This is a genomic window from Motiliproteus sp. SC1-56, from assembly GCF_017309075.1.
Lineage (GTDB): Bacteria > Pseudomonadota > Gammaproteobacteria > Pseudomonadales > Balneatricaceae > Motiliproteus.
The window spans coordinates 19276-40696 of sequence record NZ_JAEMGS010000009.1; the positions used below are offsets into that span (position 1 = coordinate 19276).

Consider the following 21421-nt stretch of genomic DNA (forward strand, 5'->3'; position numbering starts at 1 on the left):
CACGTAAAATTCTTGCTTTCAGGGCTTCGCTGACCACCCGGCCCGACTTGCGGATCAAGCGTAGTAATTGTCAACAATGCCCCAACCAAAAAAACCGCCGTATTATAAAGACGCAGGGTTTTATTTTCCACTCAACCAATGGGCTATATGGGGTTATTTCGGCACCGGGACTGCAATTGATAAATAACACCCAACCATTACGCCAAATACAAAAAAAGCCGCTTTTCAGCGGCTTTTTTAAGACAATCAACGCGCGGCTATCACCCCTCGATGGGGAACGCCTTGAGGGTTGAGCCGGTAATCTGCTGCAGCAGGCGAACCACCTGACAGCTGTAACCGAACTCGTTGTCGTACCAGACGTATAGCACGCAGGAGTCGCCGTTGACGATCGTAGCCAGACCGTCCACCACACCGGCGGCGCGAGACCCGACGAAATCGGTGGAAACCGCCTCGGGGCTGTTGCTGTAGTCGATCTGCTTTTGCAGATTGGAGTGCAGCGCCGTGTCACGCAGGAAGGTGTTGAGTTCCTCCTTGGTGGTTTCCTTCTCCAGGTTCAGGTTCAGGATTGCCATGGAGACGTTGGGCGTGGGTACGCGGATTGCGTTGCCGGTCAGCTTGCCTTCCATCTCGGGCAGCGCCTTGGCCACCGCCTTGGCAGCACCGGTCTCGGTCAGCACCATGTTGAGGGCGGCGGAACGTCCGCGCCGATCCCCCTTGTGGTAGTTGTCGATCAGATTCTGGTCGTTGGTGTAGGCGTGCACAGTCTCCACGTGACCGTTCTTGACCCCGAACTGGTCGTTAACGGCCTTCAGCACCGGGGTAATGGCGTTGGTGGTGCAGGAAGCCGCGGAGAGAATAGTATCCTCGTCGGTGACGTCACCGTTGTTGACACCCATGACGATGTTCTTCACCCCTTTACCCGGGGCGGTCAGCAGCACACGGGCAACCCCGTTGGCCCGCAGATGCAGCGCCAGGCCGTCGGCATCGCGCCACTTGCCGGTGTTGTCGATCACTACGGCGTTGCTGATGCCGTAGGCGGTGTAGTCGATGGTGTCGGGGGCGTCGGCGTAGATCACCTTGATCACGTTGCCGTTGGCGGTGATGGTGTTGTCTTCCTCGTCGACGGTGATGGTGCCCAGGAAGGACCCGTGCACGGAGTCACGACGCAGCAGACTGGCACGCTTCTCCAGGTCGCCGCCCTGGCCACGCACCACGATGGCCCGCAGGCGCAGGTTCTGACCGCCACCGGTTTTTTCGATCAGCAGGCGTGCCAGCAGGCGGCCGATGCGCCCGAAACCGTAAAGCACCACGTCAGTGGGCGCAGGCTCTTCGCCCTGGCGGATCGCGTCCGCCAGCTCAGCCTTGACGAACTCCTCCAAGGAAGCGCCGCCCCCTTCCTTCTTATACTTAACCGCCATTTTGCCGACATCGATGTGCGCGCGGCCCAGGTCCAGCTTGTCCATGATCTCAAGAATCGGGTAGGTGTCCTGGGGCGACAGCTCCTCACCCTCGATCTGACGGGCAAAGCGGTGGGCTTTGAGAATATTGATGACCGAGCGGTTAACCACGATCTTGCCGAATACAGAGGTTTCGACGCCGCGCTCACGGGAGAGGCGGCCAATCACAGGGATCATCGCCTCAGCTGAGGCCTCACGCTCTTTCCAATCGGCAAAGACAGTTTCTTGACTCACGGGGGCTACTCCAATGTCGTCAGAGAATAGAAAAATGGGAGCCGTATTATGCGCTTTTCCGCCAATGCGGGCAAACCCGGACTTCTATACTTTAGCCTCAACAATTTAGCGTCGACGGCTCCTGTTTGGCGACATTTGCCTACATTTAATGCAGTTTTGCTTTTGATAAAGCGGGTCGGCGTGGGCCAATTGCGCTCGCAGCGCAAGCCGCTACAATGCCCCAACTTCTGCCAACCCGCTTTCCCGACCACCAAGAGACTGCTTTATCCATGAGCCTGCTGCTGCCTTCCGACCTGCCCGCCGCCCGCCCCGGCTCCATACGTTACCTGGGCAACCTGAAGGGCAGCGCCCGGGGCCTGCTGATCACCGAAGCCGCGCGCGCAACCAACGGCATGATTCTGGTGGTGGCCAAAAATTCGGAATCAGCGGCTGAGCTGGTGGCCGAGGCACAGTTTTTCGACCCGCAGCAGACCCTGCTCAGTTTTCCGGACTGGGAGACCCTGCCCTACGACAGCTTCTCCCCCCACCAGGATATTATTTCCGATCGTCTGCTCTGCCTGCACCGCATGCAGCAGACCAGTCGCGGGATCCTGATCGTCCCGGCCACCTCCCTGATGCAGCGGCTGCCCCCGCGCAGCTACCTGGCCGGCCACAGTCTGGTGCTGGACAAGGGGCAGACTCTGGATCTGGAGCTGATGCGCACCAGCCTCACCGACGCCGGTTACCGCGCCGTCGACACCGTTTACGAGCACGGTGAATTCGCGGTGCGCGGGTCGATTCTGGATCTTTATCCCATGGGGTCGCCGCTCCCCTACCGCATCGACCTGTTTGATGACGAAATCGACAGCCTGAGGACCTTTGACCCCGAGACCCAGCGCTCGGTGGAGCAGGTGGAGCAGGTACGGCTGCTGCCGGCCCGGGAGTTCCCCCTCAGCCAGGCCGCCATCGCCCGTTTCCGCCAGGCCTGGCGCGAGCGCTTTGACGTCGACCCCCGCCACTGCCCGGTCTACCAGGACGTCAGCAGCGGCATCGCGCCGCCCGGGATCGAATACTACCTGCCGCTCTTTTTTGAAGAGACCGCAAGCCTGCTCGACTACCTGCCCGGCAACTGCGAACTCTTCACCGAGGCGGGCCTGGAGGCGGCCTGCCAGGAGTTCTGGGAAGAGATCCGCAGCCGTTACGAGAGCCGTAGCCACGATATCGAGCGCCCCATCCTGGCGCCCCACGAGAGTTTTCTCGAGGTCAACAAGCTCTTTGCCGCCTTTAAAGCCCTGCCGCGCACCGAGCTGAGCCGCGAACCCAGCCGCATCGACCTGGCCGCCGCCGAACCGCCCGAGCTGCCGGTGGAGGCCAAGAGTGAACGTCCCCTGGGAGCGCTTGAGCAACTGATTGAGGAGCACGGCGGGCGGCTGCTGTTCTGCGCGGAATCGGCCGGGCGTCGCGAAAGCCTGCTGGAGCTGCTTGCACGCATCGACCTGCACCCGGTCAACGTCCCCGACTGGCCGAGCTTTGCCGCCGGCGACGACCTCTGCGCCATTCTCACGGGGCCGGTGGATGCGGGCCTGAGCCTGCCCAAGGCAGGCATCGAGCTGATCACCGAAAACCAGCTCTTCGGCCAGCGGGTCATGCAGCGCCGGCGGCGGGAGGCGGTGCAGGACAACAGCGATCTGATCTTCCGCAACCTGACCGAACTGCAGGTGGGCGCCCCGGTGGTGCACGACCAGCACGGCGTGGGACGCTACCTGGGCTTGCAGACCCTGGACCTCGACGGTCAGGCCAACGAGTTCCTGACCCTGGAGTACGCTGACGGCGCCAAGCTCTACGTGCCGGTGGCGAGCCTGCATCTGATCTCCCGCTACTCAGGGGCCAGCGACAATCTGGCGCCGCTGCACAAGCTGGGCACCGACCAGTGGTCCAAGGCCAAGCGCAAGGCCCAGGAGAAGATTCGCGATACCGCCGCCGAGCTGCTGGATATTTACGCCCGCCGCGCTGCCCGCCAGGGGCGCCAGTTCACCCTGGACGAAACCGACTACGCCGCCTTCGCCGAGGGTTTTCCCTTTGAAGAGACCCCGGACCAGGCCCTGGCCATCGCCGCGGTGATCCGCGACATGACCGCCCCCACCCCCATGGACCGGCTGGTGTGCGGTGACGTCGGCTTCGGCAAGACCGAGGTTGCGCTGCGTGCCGCCTTTATCGCCGTCCAGAACGGCGGCCAGGTGGCGATTCTCGCTCCCACCACCCTGCTGGCCCAGCAGCACTTCCAGACCTTCCAGGACCGTTTCGCCGATTGGCCGGTGAACGTGGAGGTGCTGTCGCGCTTTCGCGGCGCCAAGGAGCAGAAGGCCACCCTGGCAGGCCTTGAGTCCGGAGAGGTGGATATCGTGGTCGGCACCCACAAGCTACTCACCGCCGACGTAGACTTTTCCCAGCTGGGGCTGCTGATCATCGACGAGGAGCACCGCTTCGGCGTCCAGCAGAAGGAGAAGATCAAGACCCTGCGCGCCAACGTCGATATTCTCACCCTCACCGCCACCCCCATTCCGCGCACCCTCAACATGTCGATGTCGGGAATGCGCGACCTCTCCATCATCGCCACTCCGCCGGCACGACGCCTGTCGGTCAAGACCTTTGTCCGGCAGAAAGACAAGGCCCTGGTCAAGGAGGCCATCCTGCGTGAGTTGCTGCGCGGCGGCCAGGTCTATTACCTGCACAACGAGGTCAAGACCATCGACAACCTGGCCCGGGAGCTCGCCACCCTGGTGCCCGAGGCGCGCATCGCCATCGGTCACGGGCAGATGCGCGAGCGGGAGCTGGAGCAGGTGATGTCCGACTTCTACCACAAGCGCTTCAACGTGCTGGTCTGCACCACCATTATCGAGACCGGGATCGACGTGCCCAACGCCAACACCATCATCATGGAGCGGGCCGACAAGTTCGGCCTGGCCCAACTGCACCAGTTGCGCGGCCGCGTGGGGCGCTCCCACCACCAGGCCTACGCCTACCTGCTGACGCCCCCCGCCAAGTCCCTCACCAGCGACGCCCGCAAGCGCCTGGAGGCGATCGAAGCGGCAGCCGAACTGGGTGCCGGCTTTACCCTGGCCACCCATGACCTGGAAATTCGCGGCGCCGGCGAGCTGCTGGGCGACGAGCAGAGTGGGCAGATGCAGAGCATCGGTTTCAGCCTCTACATGGAATTGCTGGAAGAGGCCGTGGAGTCCATTCGCGAAGGCAAGGCCCCGGCCATGGACAAACCCCTGCACCAGGGCGCCGAAATCAACCTGCGGGTGCCGGCCTTGATACCCGACGATTACCTGCCCGACGTACACAACCGGCTGATCCTCTACAAGCGGATTGCCAGCGCCAAGACCGGCGATGCGCTCAAGGAGCTGCAGGTGGAGATGATCGACCGTTTCGGCTTGCTCCCCGAACCCCTGAAGAACCTGTTCCGCCTCACCCAGCTCAAGCTCAAGGCCCAGGCGTTGGGCATCGCCAAGCTGGACGCCGGGGCCGAGCGCGGGCGCATCGACTTCGAGACCAACACGCGGGTCGACCCCCTGACCCTGGTCAAGCTGGTGCAGACACAACCGCAACGCTATGGACTGGAAGGGGGCAACCGGCTTAAATTCACCCTGGAGATGAGCAGCAGCGAGCAGCGCTTCCAGGCGGTGGAACGCCTGCTCTCCCAATTGGCCCCCGCAGGAGAATAACCCCCAATGCGCCCCATCCGCCTCCTCTGCCTGTTGCTCACCCTGGGTTTGGCCGCCTCCGTTAACGCCCAGGAGCAGACAGACCCGCCCCCCTGGTACCAGGTGGAGCTGTTCATCTTCACCCAGCCAACGAGCGCCTTGGACAGCGAGTTCTGGAGCGAAACCGTTCTCCCGCGCCACAGCCAGGATGCGATCAACCTGGTTGCCAGCGACAGCGAACAGGACGCCCGGCTCTACGCGCAGGGCGCCTTTCGACTCCTGGACGCAGCCAGCCACGACCTGCCGCTGGACCCCAGCCAGTTCAGACGCGGCGGCTATCGCCCCCTGTTCCGCGGCAGCTGGCGCCAGCCCCTGCTCCCGCGTGAAGAGAGCCGTCCCATTCGAATCCGGGGGGGGCAGGCACTGGCCGAGGGACTTTATGAGCTCGAAGGCGAAATCCGCTTGGACATCGCCCGCTACCTGCATTTGCGCACCGACCTTTATTTTACCCAGGCCGTGCCCGCCGACTGGCAATCACCCTTGATGCCGCCAGCCTCCGCGGCCACCCCCAGTCCGAGCACACCGGCACCGGAAGTCTCAACCCTGGGGCTTGCCACCGTGGATCCCGCGCCACGCCTGCTAAGCGTCAACCTAAAGCAGGAACGCCGCATGCGCAGCGGTCAGTTGCATTATCTTGATCATCCGATGTTTGGGCTGATGGTAAAGCTAAGCCCCTGGGAGCCACCCCAGGCGACCTCGCCCGCCAGCGAGCCGGCCGTCCAGCTGCCTATTCCGGTGGAAAGCCCGGCCCTGACCGGCCAGCCGCCTCAATAACCCAAGGCCAATTTTGGTGAGTTTTTTTCATCATTATGCTGAAAAAGGGTCGTTTGCAGGACATACGACCAACGTCTAATATTGCCTCACTCCTGTTACACAGCGGGTTGGTAAGCAAAACTCTTTGAGCGCCGACCAGCCCGCCGCTCGGTGACAGCGAAGTTCCCTTCGGGACGTTGTTTTATCCTCATCATCTTTTTGCCCGCCGCCTGGCGGGCTTTTTTTTGCCCGCTCGCCGTAGCAGGAAAGAGTCGGACCCTGGCGGGTGAGCGCAGCCCATCAACACTCAAAGCACAGCAACGCTTGTTCCTGGCCCTACCACCCGCAAGCAGCAAAAATATTAAACAATCAGATCAGGCCGTTACCGTTAAGGGCCCCTGCTTTCCTTTGGCAGTACCATTCCGGCAAGCAGTAAGACTGAGCCCAGCAGGTACAGCATGCGGTGCCAGCTTTTATATCGGGTTTTCCTGGCCACAAGCTCCTTACTTCTCGACCGCAAAAAGGTGGCGTACTCCAGCCGCAGCCTGTTCGCTTCCTCGGTAAAACGAGCGCCTGATTCCAGAAGAACCCCGGTTTGGAAGAATCGCTCCCGACTGGCGGCCACCTCTTCACTCAGCTGCTTGAATCGCTCCGCGAAAGGCTCGCCGCCGGGGACCTCCTCTGCATTGGAGACATTTCGCCGCAGTCGGCTGAGGGTTGTTTCAAAAAGGGAAGCTACCGCCTGGTACATTTGCTGTGCTTTTGACCAATTGTTGACGAGATTGACGAGCTCTCCCGCGACCCGAATTTGCGATGCCGTCAAATCAATATCGCTGGTTCCGTCCAGAATCGCGTCGGCTTGCCCGGGAAACGCCTCGACCAAGGTAAGCCCAATCACCTGCTTGACATCCTCGGCCCTCGGGAGCGCCACTTCCACGCCCATCATATCCCGGCTTGCCTCCAGCCCGGCCGCAAGCTGGTCAAACGACTCAACGAAATAAGACAGCTCCCGCGTGGTCAGAATCAGCTGATTAAAGGGCTCGAGGTTGGCGGTATACTGATGCATCGCGGCAGCGACACCTTCGTGTATCTCGATTTGAAGCACCGTTTCCCGGGCACGCTCGAACTTGTCTTGCAAGCTCATCCAGTGGGCGACCCAGTAATGCTCCAGAATCCACGCACCCAGCAGAATCGCTGTGCCCACCACGGTGAGCAGCCGATGAAAAGCCGGTTTTCTCAATTAGCCCCCCCTTCTAAACCAGGCGCAATGAACCCACCACGGATAGTCAGCCGCATGACTCCCGTCAACCCGCAGAGTCAGTGGCCAATATCGCCGCTCACCGGAGCCGACGTCTGCGCCAGCTTCGAAGGGAGCGCGTGAGGCAGATCCACCGTTTCCCTTATCGTCCTAACCAGTCTTACTATGCTGGGCTTTGCTTCATTGATACGCCGCTTGGAGCGGCTGAACCGGGCACCGCTGCACCTCAGGCCTCAAAACACATCGGGCCGGGTCTTGTTCCCGGCTGGTCTATACTCAGGCCCACTGACAACGCAGAAAAATGCCAAATATCACCCACCCGCGCATTGCTTAGATGCCAGATTCAATGAGCCATTTCGATATATCGCCCTGAAGCACGTGTTTGCAGCATCCCTATCCGTCGCCTTTTCTGGGTCGATCTATCACCGGCAAGCTTAGTACCGGCCAAGGGCGTGCGCCCCACCTGAGGGACAGATCATGTCTGACGTTAAAGCGCTGACGCTTGACGGCGAAACCCGACAACTGGATGAAGCGGCACTCGACGATTTACGCGGCAGGGTCCGAGGCGAACTCATTTTTCCCGGTGATCCAAACTACGACGACACCCGCCAGATCTGGAACGCGATGATCAGCCGCAAGCCCTCGATCATCGTGCGTTGCAGCGGGACCGCGGATGTCATGGGAGCGGTCAAGTTTGCCCGCCAGCATCGGTTGCTCGCCTCCGTCCGCGGAGCCGGTCACAATATCGGTGGTATGTCGCTGCAAGACGGGGCGATACTGATCGATTTGAGCGCGATGACTTCGGTTCGGGTCGATCCCGAAGGGCGCACCGCGGTGGCGGGTCCCGGGGCAACGCTGGGAGATGTCGATCATGAAACCCAGGCGTACGGCCTGGCGGTGCCGGTGGGGATCAACTCAACCACCGGTATCGGTGGTCTGACCCTGGGCGGCGGGTTCGGCTGGCTCAGCCGCAGCTGTGGCCTGACCATTGATAACCTGGTCGGCGCGGAGGTCGTTACCGCCGCCGGTGAGCGCATCAAGTGTGATGCCAGCCATCATGACGACCTGTTCTGGGCAATCCGCGGCGGCGGCGGCAACTTTGGCATCGTCACCGCCTTTGAGTACCAGCTGCACCCCGTTGGCCCCGAGGTGATGTCAGGCCCCATCGTCTTCCCCTTTGATCAGGCCAAACACATTCTCGGCGCCTACCGCGCATTCTGCGCCGGCTGCCCGGACGAGCTGACGGTGTGGGCGGTTATTCGCGACGCGCCGCCCCTGCCTTTTCTCGCCGAAGAGGTGCACGGCCAGCGGGTGCTGATTTTGGTCGCCCTCTACAACGGCGACATGGCGGCCGGAAAAAAAGCGCTGGCGGAGTTACGCAACCTGGGTCAGCCCATTGCAGACGGCTTTGCACCCCACCCCTTTGTCGGCTTTCAACAGGCCTTTGATCCACTCCTAACCCCCGGTGCCCGCAATTACTGGAAGTCGCACAACTTTACCCAGCTCAGCGATGAACTGATCGATTGCCTGGTCGATTATGGTGCCCGCCTCCCCAGCCCTCAGTCGGAAATATTCGTGGCTCAGGTGGGCGGCGCGATCAACCGTGTCGCGACGGATGCAACGGCGTATCCACACCGGGACGTGGAGTTTGTGATGAACGTGCATACACGCTGGGAGGATGCCACCGATGACGACGGCTGCGTCAGCTGGGCCCGTGAGTTTTTCGCCGCGACCCAGCCCTTCGCCACCGGGGGGGTCTACGTGAATTTCATCAGTGAAGGGGAAGACCGGGTAGCGGGCGCCTACGGGGTCAATTACGATCGCCTCTCCCGGGTCAAGGCCACCTACGATCCCGATAACTTTTTCCGGGTCAATCAGAACATCACGCCCGGGTAATGATTGCCCAGAAGGTGTCGGGCACCGGCTGCTTGCGACACCTTCTGCCCCGCTAGCGCTCGACGAACGCCCGCTCGATCACGTAGTGCCCGAGGTCGCTGTGGCGGGCCTCCTCAAACCCCATCCCGTCGAGGATGTCACAACTCTCCTTGAGCATGCTGGGGCTGCCGCAGATCATAAAACGATCGTGTTCGGTGTTCAGCGGGGGCAGGCCGAGATCCGCCGCCAGCTTGCCGCTGCGCATCAGGTCGGTGAGCCGCCCCTGGTTGATGTAGGGTTCGCGAGTGACGGTGGGGTAGTAGAGCAGTTTGTCGCGCACGAGATCGCCAAAAAACTCATTCTCCGGCAGTTCCCGCGTGATCAGGTCTTGGTAAGCCAACTCAGAAACATAGCGGCAACCGTGGGTCAGGATCACCCGGTCGAACTGCTCGTACACCTCGGGGTCCTTGATAATGCTGATAAAAGGCGCCAGCCCCGTGCCGGTGCTGATCAGGTAAAGGTTGCGACCGGGCAGCAGGTGGTCCTGCACCAGCGTTCCGGTAGGCTTGCGGCTGACCAGAATCTGGTCACCGGGTTTGATGTTCTGCAGCTTCGAGGTCAGGGGGCCGTCGGCCACCTTGATGCTGAAAAACTCCAGTTCATCCTCGTAATTGGCGCTGGCGATGCTGTAGGCGCGCAGCAGCGGACGCCCATCCGACTCGAGGCCGATCATGGTGAAGTGGCCGTTCTTAAAGCGAAAGGAGGGAGAGCGGGTGGTGGAGAAGCTGAACAGGTCGTCCGTCCAGTGGTGAACCCTTAATACCTGCTCTTTGATCAATGCGGTCATGACGGCCCTCGAATTACGGTGGTGTGACGAACTGAATTTTCTGAGCTTATGCCTGTGCGCTATAGCGCGCATCAGCCTTATGCCTTGTGACAACTTTAGCTCCCACTTAAACTACGAGCAAAACAGGTAATTTTAATTATCGTTAACGGTTTTACCGATTATGAAGTACAGCCTGCGCCAGCTGGAGGTTTTTGTGGAAGCCGCCCAGCAGGAGAACATCACCCGCGCTGCCGAGAAGCTGGCCATGTCCCAGTCGGCGGCCAGCGGAGCCCTGCGGGAGCTGGAGAGCCAGTTCGAGGTCCAGCTGTTCGACCGTGTCGGCAAGCGCTTGCAGCTCAACGAGCTCGGCCGCCTGATTCGCCCCCGGGCCGAAGCCCTGCTGGCGCAGGCGCAGGAGCTGGAACGGGCGTTGCGTCGCCACGCTGACATCGGGCACCTCAACCTCGGCGCCACCCTGAGCATCGGCAACTACCTGGCGGTGGATATCATGGCCCGCTTTATGGAGGAGAACCCCGACGCCGAGGTGGACCTCGCGGTGGCCAATACCCGGGATATCGTTGCCGGCGTCGTCGGCTTTGAACTGGATGTGGGGCTGATCGAGGGCGAGGTGACCCACCCACAACTGGAAGTGTTGCCCTGGCGGGCCGACGAGCTGGTGGTGGTGGCCCCACCCGGGCACCCCCTCGCCGCCTGCCAAAAGGTCACCGACGAGCAACTGACCACGTGCCGGTGGCTGTTGCGCGAGCCCGGCTCCGGCACCCGCCAGGCGTTCGAGCGCGCCATGCAAGGGTTGCTGCCAAAGCTCGAAGTGCGGATGGAGCTGCAACACACCGAAGCAATCAAGCACGCGGTGGAGTCGGGCTTTGGCCTTTCCTGCCTGTCGCGGATCTGCGTCGCCGACGAGTTGGCGCGCGGCGAGCTGGTCGCCCTGGCGGTGCCGCACCGGGACTTCACTCGCCAGCTTTACCTGATTCTTCACCGCAAAAAGTACCGCAGCGAGGGTATTCTGCGCTGGCTGGAGCTGTGCCAGAGCGACTACGGCACCTAGTCCGGGGCCAAAAGCCCACTAAAAAGTGGATTAGGCCCCGGCTTTTACCTAGACTGAAATTGCTGCACCAGCATAATCAAGGCCTTATCTTACCCACGGACGAGTATAAAGATGTCAGTATTTGCTTGGTCCCCGGCATTATCGGTGGGCAACCGCGAGATCGACCAGCAGCACCAGGAGTTGATCAAGCGCATCAACCACCTTCCCTCCATCGACGCGCCCGAGTTTCACGACCTTATTGAGCACCTGCTCGAGTACTGCTTCGCGCATTTTGAGGCCGAAGAGCACTGGATGCGTACCCTCGGCTACCCCGACTACCGCGAACACCTGAGCCGCCATACGCAGCTCGGAGAGCGCTTTCACGACTTCTTTCGGGACTACGTCGACGGCCGGGTCGATTACGCAGGCTTTCGCCAGTTTCTCTTTGGCTGGATCAAGCACCACATCCTGGAAGAGGACATGAAAATCGCCGAGTTCGCTCGCAACGGCTGAAGCGGATACACTCAGCCCTATCCCTCAACGCCAGCAACCGCTAAACTCGCCGCTTTTCCTTCACGCGACGGAGATTCCCGGCCATGACGTCCATCGGCACTTTCAACACCCTGCCCGTGGTCAAGGAGCGGGCTTTCGGCCTCTACCTGGATGCAGGCCCACTTGGCGAAGTACTGCTGCCCCAGCGCTACGTACCGGCCGGCACCCAGGTCGGCGACCAGCTCGAGGTGTTCATCTACCTGGACTCCGAGGACTGTCCCATCGCCACCACCGAACGGCCGGCGGCCCAGGTGGGCGAGTTCGCCTACCTGCCGGTGGTTTCCAAAGGACCGGTGGGGGCTTTTCTCGGCTGGGGCCTGTCCAAGGACCTGCTGCTGCCCTTCGCCGAACAGAAAGGCCGCGTCGAGGCGGGCGGGCACTGCCTGGTGCGCATCTACCTGGACAACAGCAACCGCCTCGCGGCATCGATGCGCTGGAACCGTTATCTCGATCAAACCCCGCCCCGTTACCACGCCCACCAGCCGGTTGACCTGATCATCGCCCAGCGCACGGAACTGGGTTACAAAGCCATCGTCAATCACCGCCACTGGGGGCTGATCCACCATTCCGACGTGCAGCGCCCCCTGCACACGGGGCAGTCTTTAAGCGGTTACATCAAGCGGCAGCGACCGGACGGCAAGCTGGATCTGGTTCTGCGACAACCCGGGTTCGCCGAGGTGAAGCAGCTTACCGAGACCATTATCGAGGCCCTGGAGGAGGCCGGCGGTTACCTGCCCTGCAACGACCGCAGCGATCCCGCCGAAATCCGCCAGCGCTTCGACACCAGCAAGAAACAGTTCAAGTCCGCGCTCGGTGTCCTGTACCGGCAACGCCGGATCAGTCTGGAATCCGATGGCATTCGCCTGAATCCCGACCTATCCTAGTCGCCCCTGACAATTTCGACGGAGCCGCCCATGAGCACAACGACCTGGACCCTCTACCTGAGCGGAGAAATTCACAGTGACTGGCGCCAACGTATTGTCGAAGGCGCCCGTAACCTGGGCTTGCAGGTCCGCTTCACCGCACCGGTCACCGATCATGAAAGCAGCGATCTCTGCGGCGTCAGAATTCTCGGTGAGGAAAGCGATCCTTACTGGCGCGACCGCAAGGGCGCCGGCATCAACGCCATTCGCACCGGCAAGCTGATCCGCGATGCCGACCTGGTGGTGGTTCGCTTTGGCCCCAAGTACAAGCAGTGGAACGCGGCCTTTGACGCCGGTTACGCCGCAGCCCTGGGCAAGCCCCTGATCACCCTGCACGATAGCGAGCATGACCACGCGCTCAAGGAAGTCGACGCCGCCGCCCAGGCCACGGCGCGAACCCCGGAGCAGGTGGTGGAAATTCTCGGCTACCTGCTCAGCTGAACCGGCGGTGGAAACGGCCGTCCCCTGGGCCTTTCTGGTCCCCCTCATCCTGCTGACGCTGAGTCCCGGGGTCGACACCCTGCTGGTGATCCGCAACACGCAACGGGGGGGCTGGCGGGATGGCCTGTTGACCAGCCTGGGCATCTGCTCGGGCCTGTTCGGCCACGCTACCCTCTCGGCCTTGGGCATCAGCCTGCTGCTGCAATCAGCCTGGGCCTTCACCACCCTGAAACTGCTCGGTGCCTGCTACCTGGTCTGGCTGGGCGTCTCCAGCCTGCGCAGCGCCCGCCACCGGGACCCCGCGTCGGAACGATCCCCCTCCCCCGCAAGCACCGGCGCCGGTCGCGCCCTGATCGAAGGACTCCTGTCCAATTTGCTGAACCCCAAAACAGCCGTTTTTTACCTGGCGTTTCTGCCCCAGTTTGTCGATCCTGCCCGCCCGCCGCTCTCCCAGAGCTTCTACCTGGCCGGCGTTCACTTCGGGATGAGTTTCCTGTGGCTGGGGCTGCTGGCAGTGATGTTGGGCCGGCTTGGACACTGGTTCCAGCGCGAAAAAATTCGCCGCAGCTTCGAAGGGATCACCGGCGCCACCCTGGTATTTTTTGGCTTCAAGCTCGCACTCACCCGCCTGTGAAATTGCACGCGTTGATTATTATCAACAACTTATAAGCGTATTTTTCAGTTGACAGGAAGAAAAAAGCTGGGAATGGTTGAAAATTCCCTCTATTATTTGATGGCTTTTTCTAATAACAAAAAGGTGTAAAGCGATGTCTGAAAGGGAAACCGGCACGGTCAAATGGTTCAATGACGCCAAAGGGTTTGGGTTCATCAAGCGGACGGGAGGGGAGGACGTGTTCGTTCACTACCGCCAGATCCGCGGCGAGGGACACCGCAGCCTGGTCGAGGGCCAACAAGTCGAATACGGCGTGATCCAGACGCCCAAGGGGCTTCAGGCCGAAGACGTTTCCGCTGTCTGAGCGGACCCACGGGCTGCGGCAGCCGCCGCAGCCCGCTCTCTAACTACCTCTATTTCCCGAACGCCTGGTCTTCCTCCCCGATACCCACCCGGCTCTTGAGCCACTGCCCCAGATCCCGTAACTCCTCGATGCAGACCTGATGCTCCATGGGGTAACTGTGCCACGAGGGCCGATAGCCTTCCCGGCAGAGTGACTCAAATCCAGCCCGTCCCAGAGCCTGCGGCACCACCGGATCCCAGTCACCGTGGGCGACAAAAATGGGCAGGTTGGTGTCGGCGGTGGCGGATGCAGTGTCGCCGATACGATACGTGGAGAGACAGGCGAGCCCGGCTACCGCGCGCTGGCCGTCAATCACGCCGTGGTAGCCCAAAGCGCCACCTTGGGAGAATCCGATCAGCACGATGCGCGGGTCGGGTATGCCTTCTTCGTTCAAGCCGTCCAGCAGGTCAAAAAGCTGCGTGCGGGCCTCACCCAGGTGGGCTTCATTCACCTCGCGGATCTCCCCCATCGCCAGGATGTCGTACCAGGCCCGCATGGGCATGCCGCCATTGACGGTCACCGGACGCACCGGCGCATGGGGGAAAACAAATTTTACCGACGCATCCGCCGGCAACCGCAGCTCCGGTACCGCAGGGACGAAATCATTTCCGTCCGCTCCCAGACCGTGCAGCCACACCACCGCCCACTCGGCCTTGTTTTCCGGGTTGAGCTCCACCTTATCCAACATGCCGTTCTCCTCAGGGGGCCAGCCGTACAATGCGCCAGCCGTCAAACTCCAGGCCGTAGACCATGCGGTCGTGGAGGCGGTTTTTCCGCCCCTGCCAGAACTCAAAGCGCTCGGGAACCAGCCGGTAGCCGCCCCACTGGGCAGGACAGGGAACCGCTTGGCCGTCGCAGGCCTCGGCCAGCCGGGCCACCTGCGCTTCCAGCGCCTCACGGCTCTGGACCACCGCGCTCTGCTGGGAGGCCGCGGCGCTGAGTTGGCTGCCCAGGGGGCGGCTGGCAAAATAGGCCTCGGCGGCCTCCCGCTCCAGCCGCTCGACCCGCCCCCAGATACGCACCTGCCTCTCCAGCGCCCGCCAGTAGAACAGCAGCTCGGCCTGGGGGTTTTCGCTCAGCTCTTGCCCCTTCTGGCTGCGATAATCGGTGTACCAGCAAAACCCCTTTTCATCGTAGTGCTTGAGCAATACCACCCGGGCCGAGGGGCAGCCGTCTTTGGTCGACGTGGCCAGCACCATGGAGGAAGCGTCACCGGGATCAACGGTCAGCGCTTCCTCCATCCAGCGCTGGAACTGGATAAAAGGGTCAGGGTCCAGGTGCTCCCAGGTCAGCCCCTCGGCAATGTATTCCCGGCGCAATGCCTTCAAGTCCCGCGGATCAGCCATTTCTACCTCGCCTTTTTCGATCGTGCTCCCGGCAAGCATATGCCAGCTTGCGCCGGGTCACTATAGGGACCGCGAGAGGTGGAATCAATGAAGCCCTTGGTAGTTGATAGTTAAAATGTATCGATAGCTTTGCAACTATTAATTTCCACACGCGCGATTCGCTACTTACACTGTTACCAACGCTTAACGCCAACTCACTAACCGGAGACAACCATGACCCAGACCAAAGAGCAGCAGCCTGTCCCCCAGGTCACCTTCCGCTTCCGCGAAGCCGACCAGTGGGTTGACCGCAGCAGCGACGCGCTTTTCAAAGGTAAAACCGTGGTGCTTTTCGCCCTGCCCGGCGCTTTCACACCCACCTGTTCCTCCAGCCACCTGCCCCGCTATAGCGAACTGGCTGAGCAGTTTAAACAGAACGGTGTAGACGAGATTTACTGCCTGTCGGTTAACGATGCCTTCGTAATGAATGCCTGGAAAGCCGATCAGAAGGTGGACCACATCACCTTCCTGGCCGACGGTAACGGTGAGTTCAGCGAGGGCATGGGGATGCTGATGGACAAGCGTGAACTGGGGTTCGGCATGCGCTCCCGGCGCTACTCGATGCTGGTGCGCGATGGCGTGGTGGAGAAAATGTTCATCGAGAACGAGCAGTCCGGCGACCCCTTCCAGGTCTCCGATGCCGACACCATGCTGAAATACCTTAACCCCGAGGCCAAGGAGACCGCGCCGGTAACCCTGTTCGCCCGTCCCGGCTGCGGTCACTGCGCCCGGGCCAAGAATCTGCTGGAGGCGCACGGAATCACCTACGAGGAGATCCAGCTGGGTCGCGACGTCAATCATCGCGGGCTGAAAGCGGTGACCGGCCGCCAGACCGTGCCGCAGATCTACTTCGACGGCAAGCACATTGGCGGCGCCGACGAGCTTGAAGCCTACCTGGGCAGCTAAATGCCCACCCAAAAGGTCGGCGCCTCAGGGCCCCGGCCTTTTGATTGCCACCCGGTCAACAAAGAGGACCTGCGAAAATTGGCGCTTGAGCTTTTTGCTGTAAAAGTTCTGCATCAGGGTGCCCCGGCCGAAGCGGATCACAGCCCCCGGGGCCAGCGCGAGCCTCGGCGCCGCCAGCCACAGCTGCTCGTCCGCACTCACCTGAACCTGGATATAGGTGTAGCTGTTGCTGTCGATGGCCTCGAGCACCCGGCCTTCAAACAACAACGGTTGATCGGTGGGCACCCCCAGGGCCTTGGCGGCCTGATCGGTGGAGGGATGGCCGGGCGGCGGCGCGGCCTGAGCTAACGCCGCAGATAAAACCCATACCGTGAAGAACACGCGCTTTGACATGCATAACCTCCGCAACGACCGGTGCAAGAGCACCACTCTAACATACCGCTGGCCACACCCCATGCGATGCGCCCACGCCGGCGGGCAGGCGTTAGTGTATAATCGCAGTCCATCTGGGCTAAACTAGCCGCTCGATACTTTCACCCGCGCCGCCTTGGAGCCCGCTGTCGACTTTATGACCCCGGACACGAACCACCCTCAGCCATACGACCTCGACCGCCGCCTGTGCGTGGCACCGATGCTGGACTGGACAGACCGCCACTGCCGTTACTTCCACCGCCTGCTGAGCCGCCGCGCCGTGCTCTACACCGAGATGGTGACCACCGGCGCCCTCCTGCACGCCGAGCCGGACCGTTTTCTGCGCTTTGACCCGTTCGAGCAGCCGGTAGCCCTGCAGCTGGGGGGCAGCGATCCCGCCGCACTAGCTCAGTGCGCCACCATGGCCGAGCGCTGGGGCTACAGTGAAGTCAACCTCAACGTCGGCTGTCCCAGCGACCGGGTACAGAACGGCCGCTTCGGCGCCTGCCTGATGGCCGAACCCCAGCTGGTCGCTGATTGTGTCGCCGCCATGAAGGAAGCGACCACGATTCCGGTGACCGTCAAGCACCGTATCGGCATCGACAACCTGGACAGTTACGAACTGCTGCACCGCTTCGTCGCTACCGTTGCCAACAGTGGCTGCACCACCTTTATCGTCCACGCTCGCAAGGCCTTTCTGCAGGGTCTGAGTCCGAAGGAGAACCGCGACGTTCCCCCCTTGCGCTATGACACCGTCTACCGGCTCAAGGAGGACTTCCCCGAGCTGGAGATCGTGATCAACGGCGGGATCAAGACCCTGAATGAGGCCCGTGTCCATCTGGAACAGGTGGACGGCGTAATGATCGGGCGCGAAGCCTACCAGAACCCCTACCTGCTGGCTGAGGTAGATCGCGATATTTACGGCGCTACCCACGAGCCCCCGAGCCGCCAGCAGGTGCTGGAAGATCTGTACCCCTACATTGAGGCCCAGCTGGCCGAGGGAGCCCGCCTGAGCTGGATCGCCCGCCACATTCTCTGTCTGTTTCAGGGCCAGCCCGGCGCCCGTCGTTTCCGCCGGCATATCAGTGAAAACGCCTTCAAGGATGGGGCCGGTCTCAACGTGCTGAAAGAAGCCGCCGCCCTGATTAACCCCCGCGTCACCGACGCCGCCTGACCGAGAGCACCCGTTTATGGCCAACCTGCTGCAACAATTGAAAGAGATGACCACCGTGGTCGCCGACACCGGCGAGTTCGAGTCCATTCGCCAGTTCGCCCCGGAGGACGCCACCACCAACCCGTCCCTGCTGCTCAAGGCGGCCCAATTGCCCGAGTACGCGCACCTGATCCAGGATGCACGGGAGTGGGCCGGTGCCCAGCAGGTCGACGAGGCGGAGCGCCTTGGCCTCATGGCCGATCGGTTGGCGGTCAACTTCGGCAAGGAGATTCTCAAGGTAATCCCCGGCAAGATCTCCACCGAGGTGGACGCGCGCCTCTCTTTTGACACCCAGGGCACCATCCACCGCGCGCGACGCCTGATCAGCCTGTACAAAGAGGCCGGAATCGGCAGCGAGCGGGTGCTGATCAAGATCGCCTCCACCTGGGAGGGCATTCAGGCCGCCCGCGTTCTTGAGCAGGAAGGCATCCGCTGCAACCTGACCCTCCTGTTCGGCTTTGCCCAGGCGGTGGCCTGCGCCGAAGCCGGGGTGTTTCTGATCTCGCCCTTTGTCGGCCGCATCCTGGACTGGCACAAGCAGAAGACCGGTAAGGAAGGGTTCCGTGCCCCGGAGGATCCGGGCGTTCTCTCCGTCACCCGCATCTACAACTACTACAAGCAGCACGGCTACGACACCGTGGTCATGGGCGCGAGCTTCCGTAACAGCGGAGAGATCCTGGAGCTGGCCGGCTGCGACCGCCTGACCATCAGCCCCGCCCTGCTGGACGAACTGGCCGCCACCGAGGGGCTGCTGGTGCGCAAGCTGTCCGCAGCCGATACCGGCCCCGCCCAGGAACGCCTGAGCCTCGACGAAACCGCCTTCCGCTGGGCAATGAACGAGGACGCCATGGCCACCGAGAAGCTGGCCGAGGGCATACGCAACTTCACCGCCGACCAACGCCGGCTCGAGAGCCTGCTGCAGCAGCTCTAAGCGCCCCACCGCCCCTTACCCCGGTTGCAACGCAACCGGGGTATAGAGCCGCTCCCGTTGACGGCGCCCCCGCACAGCCACTTCGCCGACAACCCGCAACACGCTGCCACCGATGGCCTGCGCACTGGCCTCGGAAAGCAGGATCCGCGTTCTCCACTCCTTGTTCAGCGCCTCCAGGCGGGCCGCCAGGTTGACGGCATCGCCGTGCACCGTATAGCTGAGACGATCCTCGGCGCCAACACTTCCGGCCACCACCTCGCCGGTATTGATGCCGACCCGGCAGCGCAACCGGTGGCCTTCAAAGAGCCGCTCGTCCGTGAGCCGCTGAATCGCCAACGCTGCCGCCAGAGCGCGTTGAGCATGGTCCGGCAGCGGCTGCGGGACATTGAAAATCGCCAGGATGGCGTCCCCCTGAAACTGCGTCACTAAACCGCCCTCGGCCTCAATCGCCGCCACCGCCGCGGAGAAATACCCATTCAGCAGGGTGACAATGGCGGCCGGTTCCAGCTGCTCGGACAACGCCGTAAAGCCCTCCAGATCACAGAAGAGGATGGTGGCCCGGGTCTGCTTCGCCGCCAGCGTCCCTTCGTGCTGCATCAGCTCTCGCGCCACTTGAGCCGGAACATATTGCCCCAGGAGTCGCCTCACCCGCTCGTTTTCCCGCAACCCCTTCAACATCTGGTTGAACGCCCGGGCCAGCCTGTCCAGCTCTCGTATTCGGCTTGCAGCCAACGGTCTGGCCTGTGCCAGCTTCCCGTTGCCGATAGCCTCGAAGCCGGCCTGTATGCGCGTGACGCTGGCGCCGATCCGGCGGCTAAGCCAGGCCACGCCCCCCAGGCCCGCCAGGATCAGCACAAGGCCCGCCCCGGCCATCATCAGCAGACGTCGGATCTCATCGGGCATCGCAACCTGCTTCAGGTAGCCTCCAAGCAACCAGGGCACATCTGCGTAACCCGCCAGTTCCCGGTAAAAATAGAAGTGGGTGATGCCCTCGATACGGAGCCGGTGGCCCTTCACATCCTGCAACGACAACCAGTCGACGGGGCGGCTCTGGGCGCTCCAGAGGTGACTCAGCGCCGGGTTGCCCACCTCCGTCAATTGCGGAAGGGCGTCGCCGAAGCTGGCCGTTCGCGCGCCATCATCCACCGGCCCGGTCTGTGAAAGCACTGCGTCCCTGCCGTACAGGAGAAACAGCTCGAGTCCCTCCCGGGTCGCCAGCTGCTGAAGAAACGCTGATAACGCCTCAATCGTGATCGCCGCCACCAGCAAACCCGCTGGCCGTGCCTCCCCCCCGACCGGCATCAACACTGGCACGACCTGATGCCCCAGCCGCGCACTCCAGGTCGGCTGCAGCCAAATCAGCCCCGTGGGCAGCGACTTGAGGTAGGGGTCGAGGCGACGTCCCGGTCGCTCTTGCCACAGCGCCGCAAACCCCACCTCCCCGCCCCGTTCAACGTACGTCATACGCCGGTCCAGGTCGAAAAAGCCAATACCCAGCACCTGCGGTGTCGGCGCCAGGGCCCCCGCCAGCAGGTACTTCAGCGCCTTGGTATCGTGCTGAATATGCGGCTGCTCTGCCAGGTAGTCGGCCAGGTAGCGCAGCTGCCCTTCAACCGGCTCCAACTGGCCCCGGAGTTCGCCCACCAGAGTGTCCATGGTGTTCTGGACCAGCCTCGACAGCAGGCTGCGGGTGTTCTTTTCCGCACCGGAAACACCCAAATAGAGCGAGATTCCCAGGCCAAGCAACAGGGTCAGACCAAACCCGGCCATCAAAAGTCGGCTAAAGGCGATTTTTCTGGACGTCATCGACGCGGGCTAACCGGCGATGCGGGTCAACTGGGCTTGAAGGTGACGAATGTCCTCGTGGCTGTCCTTGCGGATAAACTCCAGCACCAACCCTTTGTCATTGAGGGTACGGTGGTAGGTCTGCATTTCGTAGCCACCGTCATCGGTGATCAGCAAGGCGTGTACCGTCAGGGTCGCCCCCTTAATGCGGGCCCAAACGAAGGGGTCTCCCTGCATGGGATCAAGCGGCACCTGGCGACCAAAAACGTTGGTTTTCATCGCCGAGGCGTAGATGTGCTCGCGGTCGGTGGGCACGAACTTTATTCGGTAAACCGCGCGCTTCAGCCTGCCATCAGCCTTGTGGGTGACCGTCGTCCACTTCACCGAAAAGCGGTCATCCCCGTCCGCGGGCGCGATGGAGACGCTCAGGTCCCGCTCGATGCCGTCCTCCATGGTGAGATGGCCGATGTAGTCACCAAAAAATGCCGCCACGGGAAGCTCGTCCGCTCGCACCAGCATCGGGATCAGCAACACGGCCAGCAGCAACGGGCGATAGATCATGCCTACCCCTCCAGCGTTTAACTCTTATTGTAGGTGGCCCTCACAGAATGCTGCAAGGCAACAGAAAGCCCAATATTTTCAAAATGTTCCACCTATCCAT

Annotated in this window: 20 protein-coding genes; 12 read left to right on the forward strand and 8 right to left on the reverse strand. The window is 62.0% G+C overall.

The genetic code is table 11. The annotated features are described in order from the left end of the window. Window positions 1-260: 260 nt before the first annotated feature. Window positions 261-1691, reverse strand: a complete 1431-nt coding sequence (locus tag JGZ97_RS11305) for a glyceraldehyde-3-phosphate dehydrogenase (RefSeq protein ID WP_207062734.1) — start codon at window positions 1689-1691, stop codon at window positions 261-263. A gap of 269 nt (window positions 1692-1960) precedes the next feature. Between JGZ97_RS11305 and mfd the strand changes: the two genes are divergently transcribed. Both mfd and JGZ97_RS11315 read left to right on the forward strand, forming a co-directional pair. Further along, window positions 1961-5398 (forward strand): transcription-repair coupling factor, encoded by a 3438-nt coding sequence (gene mfd / locus JGZ97_RS11310; protein WP_207062735.1) that lies wholly within the window; start codon window positions 1961-1963, stop codon window positions 5396-5398. Between the two features lie 6 nt (window positions 5399-5404). Then, window positions 5405-6211, forward strand: coding sequence for a CsiV family protein (locus JGZ97_RS11315; RefSeq protein WP_207062736.1), 807 nt, complete (start codon window positions 5405-5407; stop codon window positions 6209-6211). A 367-nt stretch (window positions 6212-6578) separates the two neighbouring features. On the opposite strand, the gene JGZ97_RS11320 is transcribed toward JGZ97_RS11315, so the two are convergent. Then, window positions 6579-7430: a hypothetical protein gene (locus JGZ97_RS11320; protein WP_207062737.1), complete on the reverse strand. Its 852-nt coding sequence runs from the start codon at window positions 7428-7430 to the stop codon at window positions 6579-6581. Window positions 7431-7925: 495 nt separating this feature from the next. On the opposite strand from JGZ97_RS11320, the gene JGZ97_RS11325 reads away from it, so the two are divergent. Then, the gene (locus JGZ97_RS11325; RefSeq protein WP_207062738.1) at window positions 7926-9344 is read left to right on the forward strand and encodes an FAD-binding oxidoreductase; all 1419 of its coding nucleotides are present in this window, start codon (window positions 7926-7928) and stop codon (window positions 9342-9344) included. A 52-nt stretch (window positions 9345-9396) separates the two neighbouring features. Here the strand turns inward: JGZ97_RS11325 and JGZ97_RS11330 are convergent, their stop codons facing one another. Next, a complete protein-coding gene (locus JGZ97_RS11330) occupies window positions 9397-10170 on the reverse strand; it encodes a ferredoxin--NADP reductase (RefSeq protein WP_207062739.1) in 774 nt (257 codons plus the stop codon). Between the two features lie 160 nt (window positions 10171-10330). Between JGZ97_RS11330 and JGZ97_RS11335 the strand changes: the two genes are divergently transcribed. From JGZ97_RS11335 to JGZ97_RS11360, 6 genes are all read left to right on the forward strand, one after another. Continuing rightward, window positions 10331-11218 (forward strand): LysR family transcriptional regulator, encoded by an 888-nt coding sequence (locus JGZ97_RS11335; protein ID WP_207062740.1) that lies wholly within the window; start codon window positions 10331-10333, stop codon window positions 11216-11218. Between the two features lie 111 nt (window positions 11219-11329). Next, window positions 11330-11710: a bacteriohemerythrin gene (locus JGZ97_RS11340; protein ID WP_207062741.1), complete on the forward strand. Its 381-nt coding sequence runs from the start codon at window positions 11330-11332 to the stop codon at window positions 11708-11710. Window positions 11711-11793: 83 nt separating this feature from the next. Continuing rightward, window positions 11794-12633: a S1 RNA-binding domain-containing protein gene (locus JGZ97_RS11345; RefSeq protein ID WP_207062742.1), complete on the forward strand. Its 840-nt coding sequence runs from the start codon at window positions 11794-11796 to the stop codon at window positions 12631-12633. Between the two features lie 30 nt (window positions 12634-12663). Continuing rightward, window positions 12664-13113, forward strand: coding sequence for a YtoQ family protein (locus JGZ97_RS11350; protein ID WP_207062743.1), 450 nt, complete (start codon window positions 12664-12666; stop codon window positions 13111-13113). A gap of 7 nt (window positions 13114-13120) precedes the next feature. Then, on the forward strand, window positions 13121-13747 hold the full coding sequence (locus JGZ97_RS11355) for a LysE family translocator (RefSeq protein ID WP_370584046.1): 627 nt from the start codon (window positions 13121-13123) through the stop codon (window positions 13745-13747). Between the two features lie 133 nt (window positions 13748-13880). After that, window positions 13881-14090, forward strand: a complete 210-nt coding sequence (locus tag JGZ97_RS11360) for a cold-shock protein (RefSeq protein ID WP_207062745.1) — start codon at window positions 13881-13883, stop codon at window positions 14088-14090. 49 nt (window positions 14091-14139) lie between these two features. On the opposite strand, the gene JGZ97_RS11365 is transcribed toward JGZ97_RS11360, so the two are convergent. Both JGZ97_RS11365 and pdxH read right to left on the reverse strand, forming a co-directional pair. Next, the gene (locus JGZ97_RS11365) at window positions 14140-14817 is read right to left on the reverse strand and encodes an alpha/beta hydrolase (RefSeq protein WP_207062746.1); all 678 of its coding nucleotides are present in this window, start codon (window positions 14815-14817) and stop codon (window positions 14140-14142) included. A 10-nt stretch (window positions 14818-14827) separates the two neighbouring features. Next, on the reverse strand, window positions 14828-15475 hold the full coding sequence (gene pdxH / locus JGZ97_RS11370) for a pyridoxamine 5'-phosphate oxidase (RefSeq protein ID WP_207062747.1): 648 nt from the start codon (window positions 15473-15475) through the stop codon (window positions 14828-14830). Between the two features lie 213 nt (window positions 15476-15688). Between pdxH and JGZ97_RS11375 the strand changes: the two genes are divergently transcribed. Continuing rightward, on the forward strand, window positions 15689-16420 hold the full coding sequence (locus JGZ97_RS11375) for a glutathione peroxidase (protein WP_207062748.1): 732 nt from the start codon (window positions 15689-15691) through the stop codon (window positions 16418-16420). A gap of 24 nt (window positions 16421-16444) precedes the next feature. Here the strand turns inward: JGZ97_RS11375 and JGZ97_RS11380 are convergent, their stop codons facing one another. Next, window positions 16445-16813, reverse strand: coding sequence for a hypothetical protein (locus JGZ97_RS11380; protein WP_207062749.1), 369 nt, complete (start codon window positions 16811-16813; stop codon window positions 16445-16447). A gap of 175 nt (window positions 16814-16988) precedes the next feature. On the opposite strand from JGZ97_RS11380, the gene dusA reads away from it, so the two are divergent. Together dusA and tal are read left to right on the forward strand one after the other, a co-directional pair. Next, entirely contained in the window at window positions 16989-18005 is a 1017-nt protein-coding gene (gene dusA / locus JGZ97_RS11385) for a tRNA dihydrouridine(20/20a) synthase DusA (RefSeq protein ID WP_207062750.1), read from the forward strand. Between the two features lie 16 nt (window positions 18006-18021). Then, on the forward strand, window positions 18022-18975 hold the full coding sequence (tal, locus tag JGZ97_RS11390) for a transaldolase (protein ID WP_207062751.1): 954 nt from the start codon (window positions 18022-18024) through the stop codon (window positions 18973-18975). A 15-nt stretch (window positions 18976-18990) separates the two neighbouring features. Here the strand turns inward: tal and JGZ97_RS11395 are convergent, their stop codons facing one another. Continuing rightward, window positions 18991-20781 carry an adenylate/guanylate cyclase domain-containing protein gene (locus tag JGZ97_RS11395; protein WP_207062752.1) on the reverse strand — a complete coding sequence of 597 codons (1791 nt, stop codon included), beginning with the start codon at window positions 20779-20781 and terminating at the stop codon, window positions 18991-18993. 9 nt (window positions 20782-20790) lie between these two features. Further along, window positions 20791-21321, reverse strand: coding sequence for a hypothetical protein (locus JGZ97_RS11400; protein ID WP_207062753.1), 531 nt, complete (start codon window positions 21319-21321; stop codon window positions 20791-20793). Between the last annotated feature and the right edge of the window lie 100 nt (window positions 21322-21421).

Excerpts from the sequence above, each read along its gene's own strand:
- JGZ97_RS11395 (WP_207062752.1), bottom strand. The coding sequence starts at position 20,781 with ATGACGTCCAGAAAAATCGCCTTTAGCCGACTTTTGATGGCCGGGTTT.
- tal (WP_207062751.1), top strand. The coding sequence starts at position 18,022 with ATGGCCAACCTGCTGCAACAATTGAAAGAGATGACCACCGTGGTCGCC.
- JGZ97_RS11325 (WP_207062738.1), top strand. The coding sequence starts at position 7,926 with ATGTCTGACGTTAAAGCGCTGACGCTTGACGGCGAAACCCGACAACTG.
- JGZ97_RS11345 (WP_207062742.1), top strand. The coding sequence starts at position 11,794 with ATGACGTCCATCGGCACTTTCAACACCCTGCCCGTGGTCAAGGAGCGG.
- JGZ97_RS11360 (WP_207062745.1), top strand. The coding sequence starts at position 13,881 with ATGTCTGAAAGGGAAACCGGCACGGTCAAATGGTTCAATGACGCCAAA.
- JGZ97_RS11380 (WP_207062749.1), bottom strand. The coding sequence starts at position 16,813 with ATGTCAAAGCGCGTGTTCTTCACGGTATGGGTTTTATCTGCGGCGTTA.
- JGZ97_RS11375 (WP_207062748.1), top strand. The coding sequence starts at position 15,689 with ATGACCCAGACCAAAGAGCAGCAGCCTGTCCCCCAGGTCACCTTCCGC.
- dusA (WP_207062750.1), top strand. The coding sequence starts at position 16,989 with ATGACCCCGGACACGAACCACCCTCAGCCATACGACCTCGACCGCCGC.
- JGZ97_RS11350 (WP_207062743.1), top strand. The coding sequence starts at position 12,664 with ATGAGCACAACGACCTGGACCCTCTACCTGAGCGGAGAAATTCACAGT.
- JGZ97_RS11315 (WP_207062736.1), top strand. The coding sequence starts at position 5,405 with ATGCGCCCCATCCGCCTCCTCTGCCTGTTGCTCACCCTGGGTTTGGCC.
- mfd (WP_207062735.1), top strand. The coding sequence starts at position 1,961 with ATGAGCCTGCTGCTGCCTTCCGACCTGCCCGCCGCCCGCCCCGGCTCC.
- JGZ97_RS11400 (WP_207062753.1), bottom strand. The coding sequence starts at position 21,321 with ATGATCTATCGCCCGTTGCTGCTGGCCGTGTTGCTGATCCCGATGCTG.
- JGZ97_RS11335 (WP_207062740.1), top strand. The coding sequence starts at position 10,331 with ATGAAGTACAGCCTGCGCCAGCTGGAGGTTTTTGTGGAAGCCGCCCAG.
- JGZ97_RS11340 (WP_207062741.1), top strand. The coding sequence starts at position 11,330 with ATGTCAGTATTTGCTTGGTCCCCGGCATTATCGGTGGGCAACCGCGAG.
- JGZ97_RS11330 (WP_207062739.1), bottom strand. The coding sequence starts at position 10,170 with ATGACCGCATTGATCAAAGAGCAGGTATTAAGGGTTCACCACTGGACG.
- JGZ97_RS11365 (WP_207062746.1), bottom strand. The coding sequence starts at position 14,817 with ATGTTGGATAAGGTGGAGCTCAACCCGGAAAACAAGGCCGAGTGGGCG.
- pdxH (WP_207062747.1), bottom strand. The coding sequence starts at position 15,475 with ATGGCTGATCCGCGGGACTTGAAGGCATTGCGCCGGGAATACATTGCC.